17 protein-coding genes and 1 tRNA gene are annotated in these 16,765 nt (G+C 67.0%); 16 read left to right on the forward strand and 2 right to left on the reverse strand.

The window, feature by feature from the left end; all coding sequences use genetic code 11:
- Window positions 1-109: 109 nt before the first annotated feature.
- Together ACJ7VY_RS06450 and ACJ7VY_RS06455 are read right to left on the reverse strand one after the other, a co-directional pair.
- Complete coding sequence (locus tag ACJ7VY_RS06450) at window positions 110-964, reverse strand: polysaccharide deacetylase family protein (RefSeq protein ID WP_240211445.1); 855 nt, start codon at window positions 962-964, stop codon at window positions 110-112.
- Window positions 876-2,123, reverse strand: a complete 1,248-nt coding sequence (locus tag ACJ7VY_RS06455) for a glycosyltransferase family 4 protein (protein ID WP_240211444.1) — start codon at window positions 2,121-2,123, stop codon at window positions 876-878. Before ACJ7VY_RS06455 ends, ACJ7VY_RS06450 begins: the two co-directional genes overlap by 89 nt.
- Before the next feature lie 183 nt (window positions 2,124-2,306).
- Here ACJ7VY_RS06455 and ACJ7VY_RS06460 point away from each other — a divergent pair, with 183 nt between their 5' ends.
- The 16 genes from ACJ7VY_RS06460 to nuoL all read left to right on the forward strand — a co-directional run bounded on the left by ACJ7VY_RS06460 (window position 2,307) and on the right by nuoL (window position 16,749).
- Window positions 2,307-3,242 (forward strand): isopenicillin N synthase family dioxygenase, encoded by a 936-nt coding sequence (locus ACJ7VY_RS06460; protein WP_409476599.1) that lies wholly within the window; start codon window positions 2,307-2,309, stop codon window positions 3,240-3,242.
- A 162-nt stretch (window positions 3,243-3,404) separates the two neighbouring features.
- Window positions 3,405-4,160 (forward strand): triose-phosphate isomerase, encoded by a 756-nt coding sequence (tpiA, locus tag ACJ7VY_RS06465; RefSeq protein ID WP_313249052.1) that lies wholly within the window; start codon window positions 3,405-3,407, stop codon window positions 4,158-4,160.
- Between the two features lie 28 nt (window positions 4,161-4,188).
- Window positions 4,189-4,605 (forward strand): preprotein translocase subunit SecG, encoded by a 417-nt coding sequence (gene secG, locus ACJ7VY_RS06470; protein WP_313249054.1) that lies wholly within the window; start codon window positions 4,189-4,191, stop codon window positions 4,603-4,605.
- Window positions 4,606-4,657: 52 nt separating this feature from the next.
- Window positions 4,658-4,742: transfer RNA gene (locus tag ACJ7VY_RS06475), tRNA-Leu, on the forward strand.
- Between the two features lie 112 nt (window positions 4,743-4,854).
- Window positions 4,855-5,211: an NADH-quinone oxidoreductase subunit A gene (locus tag ACJ7VY_RS06480; RefSeq protein ID WP_054664847.1), complete on the forward strand. Its 357-nt coding sequence runs from the start codon at window positions 4,855-4,857 to the stop codon at window positions 5,209-5,211.
- Window positions 5,202-5,756 (forward strand): NuoB/complex I 20 kDa subunit family protein, encoded by a 555-nt coding sequence (locus ACJ7VY_RS06485; protein WP_054664850.1) that lies wholly within the window; start codon window positions 5,202-5,204, stop codon window positions 5,754-5,756. Before ACJ7VY_RS06480 ends, ACJ7VY_RS06485 begins: the two co-directional genes overlap by 10 nt.
- 32 nt (window positions 5,757-5,788) lie before the next feature.
- Window positions 5,789-6,541, forward strand: coding sequence for an NADH-quinone oxidoreductase subunit C (locus ACJ7VY_RS06490; protein ID WP_161613144.1), 753 nt, complete (start codon window positions 5,789-5,791; stop codon window positions 6,539-6,541).
- Entirely contained in the window at window positions 6,538-7,845 is a 1,308-nt protein-coding gene (locus ACJ7VY_RS06495) for an NADH-quinone oxidoreductase subunit D (protein WP_104938566.1), read from the forward strand. Before ACJ7VY_RS06490 ends, ACJ7VY_RS06495 begins: the two co-directional genes overlap by 4 nt.
- A 91-nt stretch (window positions 7,846-7,936) precedes the next feature.
- Entirely contained in the window at window positions 7,937-8,464 is a 528-nt protein-coding gene (gene nuoE / locus ACJ7VY_RS06500; RefSeq protein ID WP_104938567.1) for an NADH-quinone oxidoreductase subunit NuoE, read from the forward strand.
- Window positions 8,465-8,467: 3 nt separating this feature from the next.
- Complete coding sequence (gene nuoF, locus ACJ7VY_RS06505) at window positions 8,468-9,805, forward strand: NADH-quinone oxidoreductase subunit NuoF (RefSeq protein WP_104938568.1); 1,338 nt, start codon at window positions 8,468-8,470, stop codon at window positions 9,803-9,805.
- A complete protein-coding gene (gene nuoG / locus ACJ7VY_RS06510; protein ID WP_409476600.1) occupies window positions 9,802-12,048 on the forward strand; it encodes an NADH-quinone oxidoreductase subunit NuoG in 2,247 nt (748 codons plus the stop codon). The genes nuoF and nuoG overlap by 4 nt, the downstream gene beginning before the upstream one ends.
- Window positions 12,045-13,139: an NADH-quinone oxidoreductase subunit NuoH gene (nuoH, locus tag ACJ7VY_RS06515; protein WP_161613140.1), complete on the forward strand. Its 1,095-nt coding sequence runs from the start codon at window positions 12,045-12,047 to the stop codon at window positions 13,137-13,139. Before nuoG ends, nuoH begins: the two co-directional genes overlap by 4 nt.
- Window positions 13,140-13,142: 3 nt before the next feature.
- A complete protein-coding gene (nuoI, locus tag ACJ7VY_RS06520) occupies window positions 13,143-13,631 on the forward strand; it encodes an NADH-quinone oxidoreductase subunit NuoI (RefSeq protein ID WP_054664867.1) in 489 nt (162 codons plus the stop codon).
- Between the two features lie 10 nt (window positions 13,632-13,641).
- Entirely contained in the window at window positions 13,642-14,301 is a 660-nt protein-coding gene (locus ACJ7VY_RS06525) for an NADH-quinone oxidoreductase subunit J (protein WP_104938571.1), read from the forward strand.
- The gene (nuoK, locus tag ACJ7VY_RS06530) at window positions 14,298-14,603 is read left to right on the forward strand and encodes an NADH-quinone oxidoreductase subunit NuoK (RefSeq protein ID WP_054664875.1); all 306 of its coding nucleotides are present in this window, start codon (window positions 14,298-14,300) and stop codon (window positions 14,601-14,603) included. The genes ACJ7VY_RS06525 and nuoK overlap by 4 nt, the downstream gene beginning before the upstream one ends.
- A gap of 7 nt (window positions 14,604-14,610) precedes the next feature.
- Complete coding sequence (gene nuoL / locus ACJ7VY_RS06535) at window positions 14,611-16,749, forward strand: NADH-quinone oxidoreductase subunit L (protein ID WP_409476601.1); 2,139 nt, start codon at window positions 14,611-14,613, stop codon at window positions 16,747-16,749.
- The last annotated feature ends 16 nt before the right edge of the window (window positions 16,750-16,765 follow it).

Consider the following 16,765-nt stretch of genomic DNA (forward strand, 5'->3'; position numbering starts at 1 on the left):
CGCCCCGGATCCCGGGGCGTTTTGCTTTGTCTTCCCGCCATCCCTGAAGGCAGCCTGGCGTGCCGGCGGCATGCGCTGCCCCGCGGCGGTGCCGGGCGCCCGGCGCCGGTCACGGCCCGGCGACCATGCCCCGGCGCTGCGCCTTGAAGCGGTTGAACAGCGGCGCGATCAACGGGTGGTAGCTGCTGGCGATGCGCTTGCGCAGCCACTTCGCCGGCCGGTTGCGGATGGCGAAACGGTAGATGTGCTCCGGGTCCCCGCCCACCAGGTTGCGGCCGAACGGATGGGTGGTATGCAGGTAGCGGAAGCCGAGTTCGCGCGCGATCCGCACGTAGTCCTCGTCGAAATCGCCATAGGGCCAGCACAGGGTGTCGGAGGCCTCGCCCAGTTCCCTGCGCAGTTCATCGCGTGCGCGCACCAGGTCCTCGCGGATGCCCGCGCACTTCGCCTCGCGGCTGATTTCCATGCGCAGCCAGCGGGTATGCGTATGGGTATGGCAGTGCATCTCGAAGGTGCCGGCGGCGATGGCCGCGCGTGCTTCGCTCCAGCGCATCATCACCTCGTCGGCGCGGTCCAGGCGGAAGATCGCGTCCTCGCAGCCGCGGTGGTCCGGCGTGGACGGCAGCGCCATGCCGGCTTGGCCCGCGTGCGGGCGTACCTCGCCCTGGCCCATCCAGCCGGTGACCAGGAACACGACCGCGTGCATGCCGTACTTCTGCAGGACAGGGTGGGCGTAGACCCAGTTGTCCAGGTAGCCGTCGTCGAAGGTGATGAGGATGGATTTGCGCGGCACCGGCGCGCCGGCCAGGAAGCCGGCGTACTGCTGCATGGTCAGCGAGGTCCAGCCGTCGGCGGCCAGCCAGGCGATCTGGCTTTCAAAGTTTTCCGGTGAGACGGTGATCATGCCCGGCGACGGGCTGACGTGGTGGTGCATCAGCACCGGTACCGACTTGGCGTGGGCCATGTCCCAATTCCTCGAGCCACTGGTGGTAAAGGTGTTCGGTGGCTTCGCAATGCCCCGCCGCCGTGAAGCGGTGTTCGCCGCGGATCCAGTCCAGGCCGGCGCGGCCCATCGCCTGGCGGAGTTCGCCGCAGGCCGCCAGCGTACGCAGCGCGGCGGTCAACGCGGCCGGATCCCCGGGCGCGACGAGAATAGCATTGGCCTGCTCGACCACCATTTCCGGAATGCCGCCCACGCGCGTGGCGACGATCGGCACGCCGGCCTGGGCGGCCTCCAGGAACACGGTCCCGGCGGCCTCCTTGTGGCTGGGCAGGGCGAACACGTCGAAGCCGGCCATCAGTCGCGCCGCGTCGGCGCGGTAGCCGGGCAGGTGCACCTGGCTCTCGATGCCGTACTGCGCGCGCATGGCCTTAAGCCGGGCCATGACCGGCTCGCCGTCGCCGACGATCAGCAGGTGCAGTTTCGGGTCCGCCCGGCACAGCGGCGCGATCGCGTCGAGCAGGTCGAGGTGGCCCTTGGGCTCGCGCAGCACCGCCACGCACCCGACCACGACGTCGTCCTCGCCGAAACCCAGTCCGGCGCGGATCTCGGCGCGCAGTTGCCGCAGCTCCGCCCAGGAGCGCGCCGGCGGTTCATCGCCGCTGGGCAGCGGCGATTGCGCCATCGGCGGCACCACGCCGATCCGCCCCGGGGCGATGCCGCGTTCCTGCAGCAGGCGCTTGACGAACTGGCTGACGGTGATGACCCGCTGCGGCAGCCAGGTGTAGGTCAGCAGCGAGTGCACCGGGCTCATCAGGTGGCGCGAGCGCACCACCAGCGGAGCGCCCGCCAGGCGTGCCCCGGCGGCGGCGATCAGCGCATCGCGGCGGCTGGTGACGTTGACCACGTCATAGCGGTGCGTGCGCACCAGGTGGCGTACCGCGGGGATGCCCCGCAGCAGCCGCGGCAGCCCGCCCATCTCCAGCGTGTGCACGACGAAGCCGTGGTCGCGCGCGGCCTCGGCCAGGCGCGCGCCGGGCTGGCACAGCAGGGACATGTCGTGTCCACGCGCGCGCATGGCCAGCAGGTGGCGCAGCAGGTAGATCTCCTGGCCACCCATGCCGCGCGCGGCTTCGGTATGCAGGATCTTCAGCGGGCGGTCCGTCAGCGGGGCGGGTTCCATGCAGGCCACGGGGTGGGGAAGGGACCGGGGCGGGGTGCCGGTCCGGCGCCCGCCGCGGGCGCTCGAATTGTATCCTTTTGTATCAATGTGTCAGCGACCGGCCACAAGGGCGATCTGTCACAATATTCAGACGGGCGACAGGGTGCTGCCGGCCCGGATATCCATGACAAGCCAGGAACCGCTGTGAGCAAGATCCCAACCCTCGACATCACCCGCTTCGACAGCGACCGCGAGGCCTTCGTGGCCGAGCTGGGTGCGGCCTATCGCCAGTGGGGGTTCGCGGGCATCCGCAACCACGGCATCCCGCAGGCCGACATCGACGCGGCCTACGATGCCTTCAAGGCGTTCTTCGCCCTGCCCGAAGAGGTCAAGCGCAAGTACCACGTGGCCGGCGGCGGCGGCGCCCGCGGCTACACCCCGTTCGGCGTGGAGACCGCCAAGGGCTCCAAGCACTTCGACCTGAAGGAGTTCTGGCACATCGGCCGGGAAATCCCCGACGACTCGCCGTACCGCGAGGTGATGCCGCCGAACCTGTGGCCCAGTGAGGTGCCCGGGTTCCGCGAGCGCGGCTATGGCCTGTACCAGGCGCTGGACAACCTGGGGTCGCGCGTGTTGTCGGCGCTGGCCCTGCACATCGGGCTGCCGCATGATTTCTTCGCCGACAAGACCAACAACGGCAACTCGATCCTGCGTCCGATCCACTACCCGCCGATCACCACCGACGACATCCCGAACGTGCGTGCCGGCGCCCACGGCGACATCAATTTCATCACCCTGCTGGTCGGCGCCAGCGCCGCGGGGCTGGAAGTGCAGTCGCACGATGGCGAGTGGGTGCCGTTCACGTCCGATGCGGACACCATCGTGGTCAACATCGGCGACATGCTGCAGCGCCTGACCAACCATGTGTACCCGTCGACCATCCACCGCGTGGTCAACCCCCCGGGCGAGCTGGCCCGCCAGCCGCGTTACTCGGTGCCGTTCTTCCTGCACCCGAACCCGGATTTCCTGATCGACGTGCTGCCCTCGTGCATCACCGCGGACAACCCGAGCCGGTACCCGGAGGCGATCACCGCCCATGGCTTCCTCGAGGAGCGCCTGCGCGAGATCAAGCTGAAGTAAGCAACGAAGGCCGCCGCGAGGCGGCCTTCGCCGTCATGCCGCCTGCGCGCGGCGCGCGGCGGGCGGTGCCGTGGCGGGTGTCCCGTATTGTCCGCCGGTTGTCCTGCGGCTGTCCGGAGTGGGCTATCCTTCGCCCACTTTTCACCTTGGAGTCGCTCCTGAATGCGCCGCACCATCGTTGCCGGTAACTGGAAGCTGCATGGCAGCCGTCAATTCGCCACCGAACTGGTGGGGCAGGTGGCTGCCGGCCTGCCGCTGCAGGGGGTCGAGCTGGTGATCCTGCCGCCGCTGCCCTACCTGGGGGATCTGGTCGAGGACTTCGAGGGCACCGCGCTGGCCTTCGGCTCGCAGGACGTCAGCAGCAACGAGAAGGGCGCCTACACCGGCGAGGTCTCGGCCGCGATGCTGGTGGACGTGGGGGCCAGGTACGGCCTGGTCGGCCACTCCGAGCGTCGCCAGTACCATCATGAAAGCAGCGCGCTGGTCGCGCGCAAGTTCGTGGCCGCGGTGCATGCCGGCCTGGTGCCGGTCTTGTGCGTCGGTGAGACGCTGGAGCAGCGCGAAGCCGGGCAGACCGAGCAGGTCATCGCCGCGCAGCTGGCACCGGTGCTGGAGCTGGCCGGGGTCGATGCCTTCGCCGGGGCGGTGGTGGCGTATGAGCCGGTCTGGGCCATCGGCACCGGCCGTACCGCCAGTCCGGAGCAGGCGCAGGCCGTGCACGCCTTCATCCGTGGCGAAGTCGCCGGGCGCGATGCTAGAATCGCTGATTCGCTGCCGATCCTGTATGGCGGCAGCGTGAAGCCCGACAATGCTGCAGAGCTGTTCTCACAGCCTGACGTCGATGGCGGGCTGGTAGGCGGCGCTTCGCTGGTGGCGGCAGATTTCCTGGCCATCGCGAGGGCGGCAGCCGGTCGCTAACGGTGGAACTGTCCGGGACGGATTTCAAATGCTGATGTTGATCCTCAATGTGGTCTATGTGCTGGTGGCGGTCGCGATGATCGCGCTGATCCTGATGCAGCGCGGCTCCGGCGCGGCGGCGGGCTCGGGCTTCGGCGCCGGTGCTTCGGGTACGGTGTTCGGCGCCCGTGGCGCGTCCAACTTCCTGTCCAAGTCCACCAAGTGGCTGGCCGTGGTGTTCTTCGGCATCAGCCTGTTCATGGCCTGGTACGCCAGCCATGGCGCGCGCCCGGCCGAGCAGGGGCTGGGCGTCATGTCCCAGGCCCAGGCGCCGGCCGCCCCGGCGGGCGAGCTGCAGTCCGTTCCGCAGGCCGCGGCCGCGGGCGAAGTGCCGCAGGCGGCGCCTGCGGCAAATAATCCGGCGCAGAGCGAAGAAAAGCCCGCCGAGGGCTCGCATAAAGACTGAAGACGGTTACAATACGCGCCGCACTGCAGAGCCGGTGCGCTGACGTAAGTAAGCCCAGGTGGCGGAATTGGTAGACGCACTACCTTGAGGTGGTAGCGACGCAAGTCGTAGGGGTTCGAGTCCCCTCTTGGGCACCATGAGTTTGTTATGCGGGTATGCGGGATGCGGCAGCTCCCGCCGAGGCAAGTCCCGTCAATCCCCATGCGCGGGCGCCTGCAGGTGCCCGGGCAGAGGCAAGAGAGAATCGCTGTGCTGGCCGAATATTTGCCGTCCCTGCTGTTTCTGATCGTCGCCACCGGCATCGGCGTCGCCCTGATGCTGATCGGTCGTTTCCTTGGCCCCCGCAGCCCCGACGAGCAGAAACTGTCGCCGTACGAGTGCGGCTTCGAGGCGTTCGAGAACGCGCGCATGAAGTTCGACGTGCGCTACTACCTCATCGCCATCCAGTTCATCGTCTTTGACCTGGAAATCATCTTCATCGTGCCCTGGACCCAGGTGTTCATGGAGCTGGGCGCCCGCTCGCTCGTCACCATGGGCCTGTTCGTGGGCATGCTGTTCCTCGGCTTTATCTACGTGTGGAAGAAGGGAGCGCTGGAATGGGAGTGATTCAGACTCTCGATGGCCTGATGAACAACCCCATCCCGGAAGGGCGGGTTGACGACATCCTCCGGCCCGAAGGCGACAATCCGCTGCTCGAGAAGGGCTACGTCACCACCAGCGTCGACGCCCTGCTGAACTGGGCGCGCACCGGCTCGATGTGGCCGATGACCTTCGGCCTGGCCTGCTGCGCGGTCGAGATGATGCACGCCGGCGCCTCGCGCCTGGACCTGGACCGCTATGGCGTGGTGTTCCGCCCGTCGCCGCGCCAGTCCGACGTGATGATCGTCGCCGGCACCCTGGTCAACAAGATGGCCCCGGCGCTGCGCAAGGTCTATGACCAGATGCCCGACCCGAAGTGGGTCATCTCGATGGGCAGCTGCGCCAACGGCGGTGGCTACTACCACTACTCGTACGCGGTGGTGCGTGGCTGCGACCGCGTGGTGCCGGTGGACGTGTACGTCCCGGGCTGCCCGCCGACCGCCGAGGCGCTGGTGTACGGCATCCTGCAGCTGCAGAAGAAGATCTGGCGCACCCAGACCATCGCCCGCTGATTCCCTTTCAAGTCAAGAGCACGCCAGCCCCCATGGCCCAGCAAGCACCTTCACTCATCGACCGACTTCGCGCGCGTTTCGCCGGTGCGCAGGTCTCCGTGGTCGAACCGCGCGGCGAAGTGACGCTGGAGGTTCCGTCGGCCGACTGGCATGCCGTGGCCGTCGCCCTGCGCGACGAGTTCGGCTTCGAGCACGCCACCGACCTGTGCGGCGTCGACTATCTCGGCTACGGCAGCGACGAGTGGGATACGTCCGACGTTTCCTCGCACGGCTTCAGTCGTGGCGTCGAAGGCAAGAGTGCCGGCCGCTTCGCCTGGGGTGAGTTCCCCAGCCACGAAACCGCCAATGGCGCGCAGCCCGACGCGCTGCCGAAGCAGCGCTTCGCCGTGGTCGTGCAGCTGCGTTCCTACCAGCACAACCAGCTGCTGCGCATGCGCTGCTTCGCCCCGGACGAGGCGCTGCCGGTGGTCGCGTCGCTGACCAGCGTATGGCCGGGCCTGAACTGGTTCGAGCGCGAGGCGTTCGACCTGTACGGGGTGATCTTCGAAGGCCACCCGGACCTGCGCCGCATCCTGACCGACTACGGTTTCGTCGGCCATCCGTTCCGCAAGGATTTCCCGCTGATCGGCAACGTCGAAGTGCGTTACGACGAAGAAAAGAAGCGCGTGGTCTACGAGCCGGTGACTTCGGTCGAACCGCGCGTGGGCGTGCCGCGCGTGATCCGCGACGACGCCCGCTTCCAGACCGCCGAAGGCGAGCGCGCGCAGACGGAGGCAAGCAAGTGAGCGAGTTCCACCAGGCCACCGGGGCCTTTGCCAGCAATCCCGCCGAAGCCCGGCAGGAGATCCGCAACTACACCATGAACTTCGGCCCGCAGCATCCGGCCGCGCATGGCGTGCTGCGCCTGATCCTGGAGATGGACGGCGAGACCATCATGCGCGCCGACCCGCACGTGGGCCTGCTGCATCGCGCCACCGAGAAGCTGGCCGAGTCCAAGCCGTTCAACCAGTCGATCGGCTACATGGATCGCCTGGACTACTGCTCGATGATGTGCAACGAGCACGCCTACGTGCGTGCGATCGAGACCCTGGCGGGTATCGAGGTGCCGGAACGCGCGCAGTACATCCGCACGATGTTCGACGAGATCACCCGCATCCTCAACCACCTGATGTGGCTGGGTTCGAACGGGCTCGACCTCGGTGCGATGGCGGTGATGCTGTATGCGTTCCGCGAGCGCGAGGAGCTGATGGACTGCTACGAGGCGGTGTCCGGTGCGCGCATGCACGCGGCCTACTACCGTCCGGGCGGCGTCTACCGCGACCTGCCGGACACGATGCCGAAGTACAAGGAATCGCGCTGGCACAAGGGCAATGCGCTCAAGCGCCTGAACGCGGCCCGCGAAGGCTCGCTGCTGGACTTCCTGGAGAACTTCACCAACGAGTTCCCCAAGCGCGTCGACGAGTACGAGACCCTGCTCACCGACAACCGCATCTGGAAGCAGCGCACCGTCGGCATCGGCGTGGTCAGCCCGGAGCACGCGCTGGCGTGGGGCATGACCGGCGCCATGCTGCGCGGCTCGGGCATCGCCTGGGACCTGCGCAAGAAGCAGCCGTACGCCAAGTACGACGCGGTCGATTTCGACATCCCGCTGGGCACCAACGGCGACTGCTACGACCGTTACCTGGTCCGCGTCGCCGAGATGCGCCAGTCCAACCGGATCATCCAGCAGTGCGTGCGCTGGCTGAAGGCCAACCCCGGCCCGGTCATGGTCCGCAATTTCAAGGTCGCCCCTCCGTCGCGTGCGGAGATGAAGGACGACATGGAAGCGCTGATCCACCACTTCAAGCTGTTCAGCGAAGGCTACTGCGTGCCGGCCGGCGAGACCTACGCCGCGGTCGAGGCGCCCAAGGGCGAGTTCGGCTGCTACCTGGTCTCCGACGGCGCCAACAAGCCGTTCCGCGTGCACCTGCGTGCGCCGGGCTTCGCCCACCTGTCCTCGATCGACTCGATCGTGCGCGGCCACATGCTGGCCGACGTGGTGGCGATGATCGGCACCTACGACCTCGTGTTCGGCGAGGTCGACCGGTAATGCCGGGCAAGCGCACAACGCCCGGTGCCAGCGCGGCCATGCTGCTGCAGGCACCGGTTTCCCAGGATCTGCTATTGGTTGAGGTCGGCCGATGAAGGCGACAGGTAATTTCGAGGCGGCGCGCGACGTCGACCCGATGGTGGTGTTGAGCGACAAGACCCGTGCTCACATCGATCACTGGCTGACGAAGTTCCCGCCGGAGCGCAAGCGCTCGGCGGTGCTGCAGGGCCTGCACGCCGCGCAGGAGCAGAACCAGGGCTGGCTGAGCGACGAACTGATCGCCGCGGTGGCCAAGTACCTGGACCTGCCGTTCGTGTGGGCCTACGAGGTCGCCACCTTCTATTCGATGTTCGAAACCCAGAAGGTCGGCCGCAACAATGTCGCCATCTGCACCAACATCAGCTGCTGGCTCAATGGCGCCGAGGACATCGTGCGCCATTGCGAGAAGAAGCTGGGCATCAAGCACGGCGAATCGACCCCGGACGGCCGCGTCTACCTCAAGCGCGAGGAAGAGTGCCTGGCCGGCTGCGCGGGCGCGCCGATGATGGTCATCAACGGTCACTACCACGAGCGCCTGACGCTGGACCAGGTCGACGCGCTGCTGGACGGGCTGGAGTAAGGCATGGCACACCACGAATCCAGGGGCCCGGTCGGTCCGGCGCCGCTTCCGCACAACGTGGTCTACACCACGCTGCACTACGACACCCCGTGGTCGTACGAAAACTACCTCAAGACCGGTGGTTACGCCGCGCTGCGCAAGATCCTCGAAGAGAAGATCGCGCCGGCCGACGTGATCGAGATGGTCAAGCAGTCCGGCCTGCGCGGCCGTGGCGGCGCGGGCTTCCCGACCGGCCTGAAGTGGTCGTTCATGCCCAAGGACGCGCCGCAGAAGTACATCCTGTGCAACTCGGACGAGTCCGAGCCGGGCACCTGCAAGGACCGCGACATCCTGCGCTACAACCCGCACTCGGTGGTGGAGGGCATGGCCATCGCCTGTTACGCCACCGGCTCGACCGTGGGCTACAACTACCTGCGCGGCGAGTTCCACCACGAGCCGTTCGAGCACTTCGAGCAGGCCCTGGCCGATGCCTACAAGCATGGCTGGCTGGGCAAGAACGTGCTGGGCAGCGGCGTGGACATCGACATCTACGCGGCGCTGGGCGCCGGCGCCTACATCTGCGGCGAAGAGACCGCGCTGATGGAGTCGCTGGAAGGCAAGAAGGGCCAGCCGCGCTACAAGCCGCCGTTCCCGGCCAACTTCGGCCTGTACGGCAAGCCGTCGACGATCAACAACACCGAGACCTACGGCTCGGTGCCGGCGATCATCCGCAACGGCCCGGAGTGGTTCAAGGGCCTGAGCAAGACCGCCAACGGCGGCCCCAAGTGCTTCTCGGTGTCCGGCTGCGTGCAGAAGGGCGGCAACTTCGAGGTGCCGCTGGGCACCACCTTCGACGAACTGCTGGAAATGGCCGGTGGCCTGCGCCCGGGCCGCAAGCTGAAGGGCGCGATTCCGGGCGGCGTGTCGATGCCGGTGCTGACCGCCGAGCAGCTCAAGGGCCTGCCGATGGACTACGACACCATCCGCGCGCTGGGCTCGGGCCTGGGCTCCGGTGCCATCGTGGTGCTGGACGACAGCGTGTGCTGCGTCAAGTTCGCCTGCCGCATCAGCCAGTTCTTCCACAAGGAATCCTGCGGCCAGTGCACCCCGTGCCGCGAGGGCACCGGCTGGATGCACCGCGTGCTGGAGCGCATCGTCGCCGGCAAGGCCACGATGGAAGACCTGCACCAGCTGCGCACCGTCGCCGGGCAGATCGAAGGCCACACCATCTGCGCCTTCGGCGAAGCGGCGGCATGGCCGATCCAGGGGTTCCTGCGCCAGTTCTGGGACGAATTCGAGTACTACATCGTCAACGGTCATTCGATGGTTGACGGCAAGAAGGTGGAGGCTGCTGCCGCATGAGCGCGCAACCTGTAAATCCGAGCGAGGCGCCGGTGGTGCCGGAAGGGCACGTCACCATCGAGATCGATGGGCAGACGCTGTTCGCGCCCAAGGGGTCGATGATCATCCAGGCCGCCGACAAGGCCGGCATCCCGATCCCGCGCTTCTGCTACCACGAGAAGCTGCCGATCGCGGCCAACTGCCGCATGTGCCTGGTCGACGTCGAGAAGTCGCCCAAGCCGTCGCCGGCATGTGCCACGCCGGTCATGGATGGCATGAAGATCCAGACCCGCAACGAGAAGGCGCTCAAGTACCAGCGTTCGGTCATGGAGTTCCTGCTGATCAACCACCCGCTGGACTGCCCGATCTGCGACCAGGGCGGCGAGTGCGAGCTGCAGGACGTGTCGCTGGGCTATGGCCGCTCGGTCAGCCGCTTCAACGAGCGCAAGCGCGTGGTGGCCGACGAGGACATGGGCCCGCTGGTCGCCACCGAGATGACCCGCTGCATCCAGTGCACCCGCTGCGTGCGCTTCACCGCGGAAATCGCCGGCACCTACGAGCTGGGCGGCATGTACCGTGGCGAGAACCTGCAGATCGGCACCTATGACGGCAAGCCGCTGACCACCGAGCTGTCCGGCAACGTGATCGACGTGTGCCCGGTGGGCGCGCTGACCAACAAGGTGTTCCAGTTCCGCGCCCGCCCGTGGGAACTGACCGCGCGCGAATCGCTCGGCTACCACGACGCGATGGGCTCGAACCTGTTCCTGCACGTGCGTCGCGGCGAAGTGCTGCGCGCGGTGCCGCGTGACAACGAACTGGTCAACGAGTGCTGGCTGTCCGACCGCGACCGTTATTCGCACCAGGGCCTGTACGCCGCCGACCGCGCGCTCAAGCCGCTGCAGAAGGTCAACGGCGAGTGGAAGGAAGTGAGCTGGGCCGAAGGTCTGGCCGCCGCCCGCGAGATCCTGGACGGCAACCGTGGCGACGACCTCGGCGTGCTGGTGCACCCGTCGACCTCCAACGAGGAGGGCGCGCTGCTGGCCCGCCTGGCCGCCGGCCTGGGCTGCACCAACATCGACCACCGCATCGACAACCGCGACTTCTCCGACGCCGCGTCCGCCGAAGTGTTCGGCGCCACGCTGGCCGAGATCGAAGGCGCCGACCGCATCGTGCTGCTGGGCAGCAACATCCGCCACGAGCTGCCGCTGCTGCACGCACGCCTGCGCAAGGCGCAGACCAAGCATGGCGCGCAGGTGTTCGCGATCAACCCGGTCGACTTCGACTTCGCGTTCACCCTGGCCGGCAAGCAGATCGTCGCCCCGTCGAAGTTCGCCGACGCGCTGGCCAGTGCCGAGCTGCGCGCGGCGGTGCAGGGCGGTGGCAACACCGTGCTGATCGTCGGTGGCATCGCCGAGAACCATCCGCAGGCCGCCGCGATCCGTGCCGCCGCGCGCGAATTCGCCGCCGCCACCGGCGCCCGGCTGTGCCGCATCCCGCAGGGCGCCAATGCCGTCGGCCTGTCCCGCGCCGGCGTGTTGCCGGCCGGCAAGGACGTCGCCACGATGCTGGCGCAGCCGCGCAAGGCGTACGTGCTGTACGGCATCGAGCCGGGCCTGGACTTCGCCGACAGCGCCGCCGCGCGCAAGGCGCTGGCCGCTGCCGGGGTGGTGGCGTTCAGCCAGTTCGCCTGCGCTTCGACCCGCGACGTGGCCGACGTGATCCTGCCGATCGGCGCGCTGCCGGAAATCGACGCGACCCTGACCAACCTCGATGGCCGCGAGCAGCAGGCCCGTGCCGGCGGCAAGCTGCCGGGCGAGGCCCGCGAGGGCTGGCGCGTGCTGCGCGCCCTGGGCGGCGATCTGCAGCTGGCCGGTTTCGGCTTCACCGACCTGGCAGGCCTGCGTGCCGGCCTGCAGCCGGTGCAGGTGAAGGTGGCCGCGTCCGCGCAGCCGCAGGTGGCGGGCGAGGGCCTGGAAGTGGCGTCGACCGCCGCGATCTACCGCACCGACGCGGTGGTCCGCCGCGCCGCGGCGCTGCAGGAGCACCCGCTGAACAACGCGCCGCGCATCGTGCTCAACAGCGATGACGCCGCGCGCCTGCAGCTGGTGGAAGGGCAGATGGCCAAGGTCGGCACCGATGCCGGCAAGGCGACCCTGCCGGTCGTGGTCGACGCGCGCGTCGCCGCCGGTGCGGTCTGGATTGAATCGGGCCACGGCGCCACCGCGCCGCTGGGCGCCGCTCGGGTAACGGTGGTGGCTGCATGAACGAGTTGCTGTTGAACGCGGTCGATCCGCTGCACCAGTGGTTGCTGGCGCTGGGCGACATCGGCATCGTGCTGTGGACGGTGCTGAAGATCCTGGTGATCGCCATGCCGATCATCGTGTCGGTGGCGTTCTACGTGTTGTGGGAGCGCAAACTGATCGGCTGGATGCACGTCCGCCACGGGCCGATGTACGTCGGCCTCGGTGGCCTGCTGCAGGCCTTCGCCGACGTCACCAAGCTGCTGTTCAAGGAAATCGTGCGCCCGGCCAACGCGCACAAGGCGATGTACGTGCTGGCGCCGCTGATCGTGCTGGCGCCATCGTTCGCCGCCTGGTCGGTGGTGCCGTTCGACTACAAGCTGGTGCTGTCCAACGCCAACGTCGGCCTGCTGTACCTGCTGGCGATGACCTCGCTGGGCATCTACGGCGTGATCCTGGCCGGCTGGGCGTCCAACTCCAAGTACGCCTTCCTCGGCGCGATGCGTTCGGCCGCGCAGATGGTCAGCTACGAGATCGCCATGGGCTTCGCGCTGGTCGGGGTGATGATCGCCGCCGGCAGCCTGAACCTGACCGAGATCGTGCTGGCGCAGAAGGGCAGCTCGGGCCTGTTCGACTGGTTCCTGCTGCCGCTGCTGCCGCTGTTCGTCGTGTACTGGGTGTCCGGCGTGGCCGAGACCAACCGCGCCCCGTTCGACGTGGTGGAAGGCGAGTCGGAAATCGTCGCCGGCCACATGGTCGAATATTCCGGCGGTGCGTTCGCGCTGTTCTTCCTGGCCGAGTACGCCAACATGATCCTGATCAGCTTCCTGATCTCGATCTTCTTCCTGGGCGGCTGGCTGAGCCCGATCCAGGGCTGGGTCACGGCGGACGTGTCGCCGTGGGTCGACTGGATCTGGAACGGTGGCTGGCCGTGGCTGCTGGCCAAGGTGTTCTTCTTCGCCAGTTCCTACATCTGGTTCCGCGCCACGTTCCCGCGCTTCCGCTACGACCAGATCATGCGTCTGGGCTGGAAGGTGTTCATCCCGTTGACCATCGCGTGGATCGCGGTGACCGCACTGCTCGTGTTCTACGGCGTGATCCAGAGAGGCGTTTGATTCATGAAAAAGATCACCCACTATTTCAAGAGCCTGCTGCTGCTGGAGCTCGTCTCCGGCATGTGGCTGACGCTGAAGTACGCGTTCAAGCCCAAGTACACCGTGCTGTATCCGATGGAGAAGTTCCCGCAGTCGCCGCGTTTCCGCGGCCTGCACGCGCTGCGCCGTTACCCGAACGGCGAGGAACGCTGCATCGCCTGCAAGCTGTGCGAAGCGGTGTGCCCGGCGCTGGCCATCACCATCGACTCGGCCAAGCGCGAGGACGGTACCCGCCGCACCACGCGTTACGAGATCGACCTGTTCAAGTGCATCTTCTGCGGTTTCTGCGAGGAGAGCTGCCCGGTGGATTCGATCGTGGAAACCCACATCCTCGAGTACCACTTCGAGAACCGTGGCGAGAACATCGTCACCAAGCCGCAGCTGCTGGCCATCGGTGATCGGCTGGAAGCCGAGATCGCCGAACGCCGCGCCGCCGACGCCGCCTTCCGCTGAGGACCGAAAGATGGATTGGGTAAATATCGCCTTCTGGTTCTTCTCGGTCGTGGCGGGGCTGTCGGCCCTGTCGGTGATCAGCGTGCGCAACCCGGTGTATGCCGTGCTGTGCCTGATCCTGACCTTCTTCTCCGTCGCCTGCGTCTGGCTGCTGGTCGGCGCCGAGTTCCTCGGCGTTACCCTGGTGCTGGTGTACGTCGGCGCGGTGATGGTGCTGTTCCTGTTCGTGGTGATGATGCTGGACGTCGAAACCGACAGCCTGCGCGAGGGCTGGGTACGCTACCTGCCGGTCGGGCTGGTGGTGGCGGTGGTGATGCTGCTGCAGATGCTGACCCTGATCGGCATCAAGGCCCGTGCGGCCGCCCCGTTCCCGGCGGACAACGCCGCCGCCGCGGCCGCCGACAGCTCCAACATCACCTGGCTGGCGCGCAGCCTGTTCACCGAGTACCTGCTGCCGTTCGAGTTCGCCGCGGTGATCCTGACCGTGGCGGTGATCGCCGCGGTGATGCTGACCCTGCGCCGCCGCACCGGCGTGAAGACGCAGAATCCCTCGGAGCAGACCCGTGTCCGCGCCAGCGACCGCCTGCGCATCGTGAAGATGGCGGCCGAGAAGCCGGTGCCGCTGACCGATACCCTGCACAACGAAGGCGGCGAGGAGGCCAAGCCATGATTTCCCTGGGCCACATGCTCGCGCTCGGCGCGGTGATGTTCTGCATCTCCGTCGCCGGCATCTTCCTCAACCGCAAGAACATCATCGTGCTGCTGATGTCGATCGAGTTGATGCTGCTGTCGGTGAACATCAACTTCGTCGCCTTCTCGCGGCAGCTCGGCGACACCGCCGGCCAGCTGTTCGTGTTCTTCATCCTGACCGTGGCCGCGGCGGAAGCCGCCATCGGCCTCGCGATCCTGGTGACCCTGTTCCGTACCCGCCACACCATCAACGTTGGCGAAGTCGATTCGTTGAAGGGCTGACCCACAGATGGAAATCACTCTCTCCAAGAGTCTGTTGATCGCGGTGGTGCTCGCACCGCTGTTCGGCAGCATCATCGCCGGCCTGTTCGGTCGCCAGGTGGGGCGCAAGGGCGCCCAGTACGCCACCATCCTGGGCGTGGCGGTCAGCTGCGCACTGTCGCTGCATACCCTGTACCAGCTGCTGTGGGGCGGTGCGCAGCCGTTCAACCAGAACATCTACACCTTCTTCGAAGTCGGCCAGTACACCGCGCATGTCGGTTTCATGGTCGACCGCCTGACCGCGATGATGATGGTGGTGGTGACCTTCGTGTCGCTGCTGGTGCACATCTACTCGATCGGCTACATGGCCGATGACGATGGCTACCAGCGCTTCTTCAGCTACATCTCGCTGTTCACCTTCTCGATGCTCACCCTGGTGATGAGCAACAACTTCCTGCAGCTGTTCTTCGGCTGGGAAGCGGTGGGCCTGGTGTCGTACCTGCTGATCGGCTTCTACTTCAAGAAGCCCAGCGCGATCTTCGCCAACATGAAGGCGTTCCTGGTCAACCGCGTGGGCGACTTCGGCTTCCTGCTCGGCATCGCCGGCGTGCTGTGGGTGTTCGGCACCCTGGACTACGCCACCGTGTTCGCCAATGCGCCGCTGCTGAACGACCCCAACGCGCTGATCCAGGTGTGGTCGGGTTCGATCAACCTGTTCGGCCATCCGGTGCAGGTGCTGAGCGAGCCGGTGATCTGGTCGATCGCCACCCTGATCTGCATCTGCCTGTTCATCGGTGCGATGGGCAAGTCGGCGCAGGTGCCGCTGCACGTGTGGCTGCCCGATTCGATGGAAGGCCCGACCCCGATCTCGGCGCTGATCCATGCCGCGACCATGGTCACCGCCGGCATCTTCATGGTGACCCGCATGTCGCCGCTGTTCGAGCTGTCGCAGACCGCGCTGAACTTCGTGCTGTTCATCGGTGCCACCACGGCCTTCTTCACCGGCCTGATCGGCATCGTGCAGAACGACATCAAGCGCGTGGTCGCCTACTCGACGCTGTCGCAGCTGGGCTACATGACCGTCGCCATGGGTGTGTCGGCCTATTCGGGCGCGGTGTTCCACCTGATGACCCACGCCTTCTTCAAGGCGCTGCTGTTCCTGGGCGCCGGCTCGGTCATCATCGGCATGCACCACGAGCAGAACATGATGAAGATGGGCGGCCTGCGCAAGTACATGCCCATCACCCACATCACCATGTGGATCGGCACCCTGGCGCTGGTGGGCACGCCGTTCTTCGCCGGCTTCTACTCGAAGGACACCATCATCGAGGCGGCCGCGCTGCATGCCCACACCTCGGACAACTGGGTGGCGACCTACGGCTACTGGGCGGTGCTGGGCGGCGTGATCGTCACCAGCTTCTACAGCTTCCGCCTGCTGTTCCTGACCTTCTTCGGCAAGGAACGCTTCCGTGACGCGCACGACGACCACGGCCACGACGCCCACCACCATGGCGACGCGCATGGCCACGGCGCGCACGAGCCGCACGAGTCGCCGTGGGTGGTGACCCTGCCGCTGATCCTGCTGGCGATCCCGTCCATCCTGATCGGCTTCTTCACCATCGGCCCGATGCTGTTCGGTACCGGCTGGGACGGCCACGCCGCCGCCACCGGGATCCCCGGCCAGACCCTGTCGTTCTTCACCGGCATCGTCGATTTCTACGATCCGGCGCGCGACACCATCGCCGCGGTGGGCAGGGAGTTCTGGCACGGTTCGGTGGCCTACGCCCTGCACGGCATGATGATGCCGGCGTTCTGGCTGACGGTGGCCGGTTTCATCCTGGCTTGGGTGTTCTACATCTGGAAGCCCGAGCTGGCAGGCAAGTCCCGCAAGGCCCTGGCGCCGGTGGTATCGGTGCTGGAGAACAAGTACGGCTTCGACAAGCTGTGGATCGATGGTTTCGCCGGTGGCAGCGTCAAGCTTGGCAAGGCCGCCCGTGCCGTGGACAGCAACGTGGTGGATGGTGTGGTCAACGGCGCGGCCCGCGTGGTCGAGCTTGCCGCCAACCTGCTGCGCCGCACCCAATCCGGTTTCCTCTACCACTACGCCTTCGTGATGATCATCGGCCTGATCGCCCTGCTGGGCCTGCTGATGCATTTCTCGCGTTGACCTGTACGGAATAAGA

Source organism: Stenotrophomonas sp. Y-13, assembly GCF_046267925.1.
GTDB classification, from domain to species: domain Bacteria; phylum Pseudomonadota; class Gammaproteobacteria; order Xanthomonadales; family Xanthomonadaceae; genus Stenotrophomonas; species Stenotrophomonas acidaminiphila_A.

Coding starts and splice junctions, on each gene's coding strand:
- ACJ7VY_RS06450 (WP_240211445.1), bottom strand. CDS start 964: ATGGCCCACGCCAAGTCGGTACCGGTGCTGATGCACCACCACGTCAGC.
- ACJ7VY_RS06455 (WP_240211444.1), bottom strand. CDS start 2,123: ATGGAACCCGCCCCGCTGACGGACCGCCCGCTGAAGATCCTGCATACC.
- tpiA (WP_313249052.1), top strand. CDS start 3,405: ATGCGCCGCACCATCGTTGCCGGTAACTGGAAGCTGCATGGCAGCCGT.
- secG (WP_313249054.1), top strand. CDS start 4,189: ATGCTGATGTTGATCCTCAATGTGGTCTATGTGCTGGTGGCGGTCGCG.
- ACJ7VY_RS06485 (WP_054664850.1), top strand. CDS start 5,202: ATGGGAGTGATTCAGACTCTCGATGGCCTGATGAACAACCCCATCCCG.
- ACJ7VY_RS06490 (WP_161613144.1), top strand. CDS start 5,789: ATGGCCCAGCAAGCACCTTCACTCATCGACCGACTTCGCGCGCGTTTC.
- nuoE (WP_104938567.1), top strand. CDS start 7,937: ATGAAGGCGACAGGTAATTTCGAGGCGGCGCGCGACGTCGACCCGATG.
- nuoF (WP_104938568.1), top strand. CDS start 8,468: ATGGCACACCACGAATCCAGGGGCCCGGTCGGTCCGGCGCCGCTTCCG.
- nuoG (WP_409476600.1), top strand. CDS start 9,802: ATGAGCGCGCAACCTGTAAATCCGAGCGAGGCGCCGGTGGTGCCGGAA.
- nuoH (WP_161613140.1), top strand. CDS start 12,045: ATGAACGAGTTGCTGTTGAACGCGGTCGATCCGCTGCACCAGTGGTTG.
- nuoI (WP_054664867.1), top strand. CDS start 13,143: ATGAAAAAGATCACCCACTATTTCAAGAGCCTGCTGCTGCTGGAGCTC.
- ACJ7VY_RS06525 (WP_104938571.1), top strand. CDS start 13,642: ATGGATTGGGTAAATATCGCCTTCTGGTTCTTCTCGGTCGTGGCGGGG.
- nuoK (WP_054664875.1), top strand. CDS start 14,298: ATGATTTCCCTGGGCCACATGCTCGCGCTCGGCGCGGTGATGTTCTGC.
- nuoL (WP_409476601.1), top strand. CDS start 14,611: ATGGAAATCACTCTCTCCAAGAGTCTGTTGATCGCGGTGGTGCTCGCA.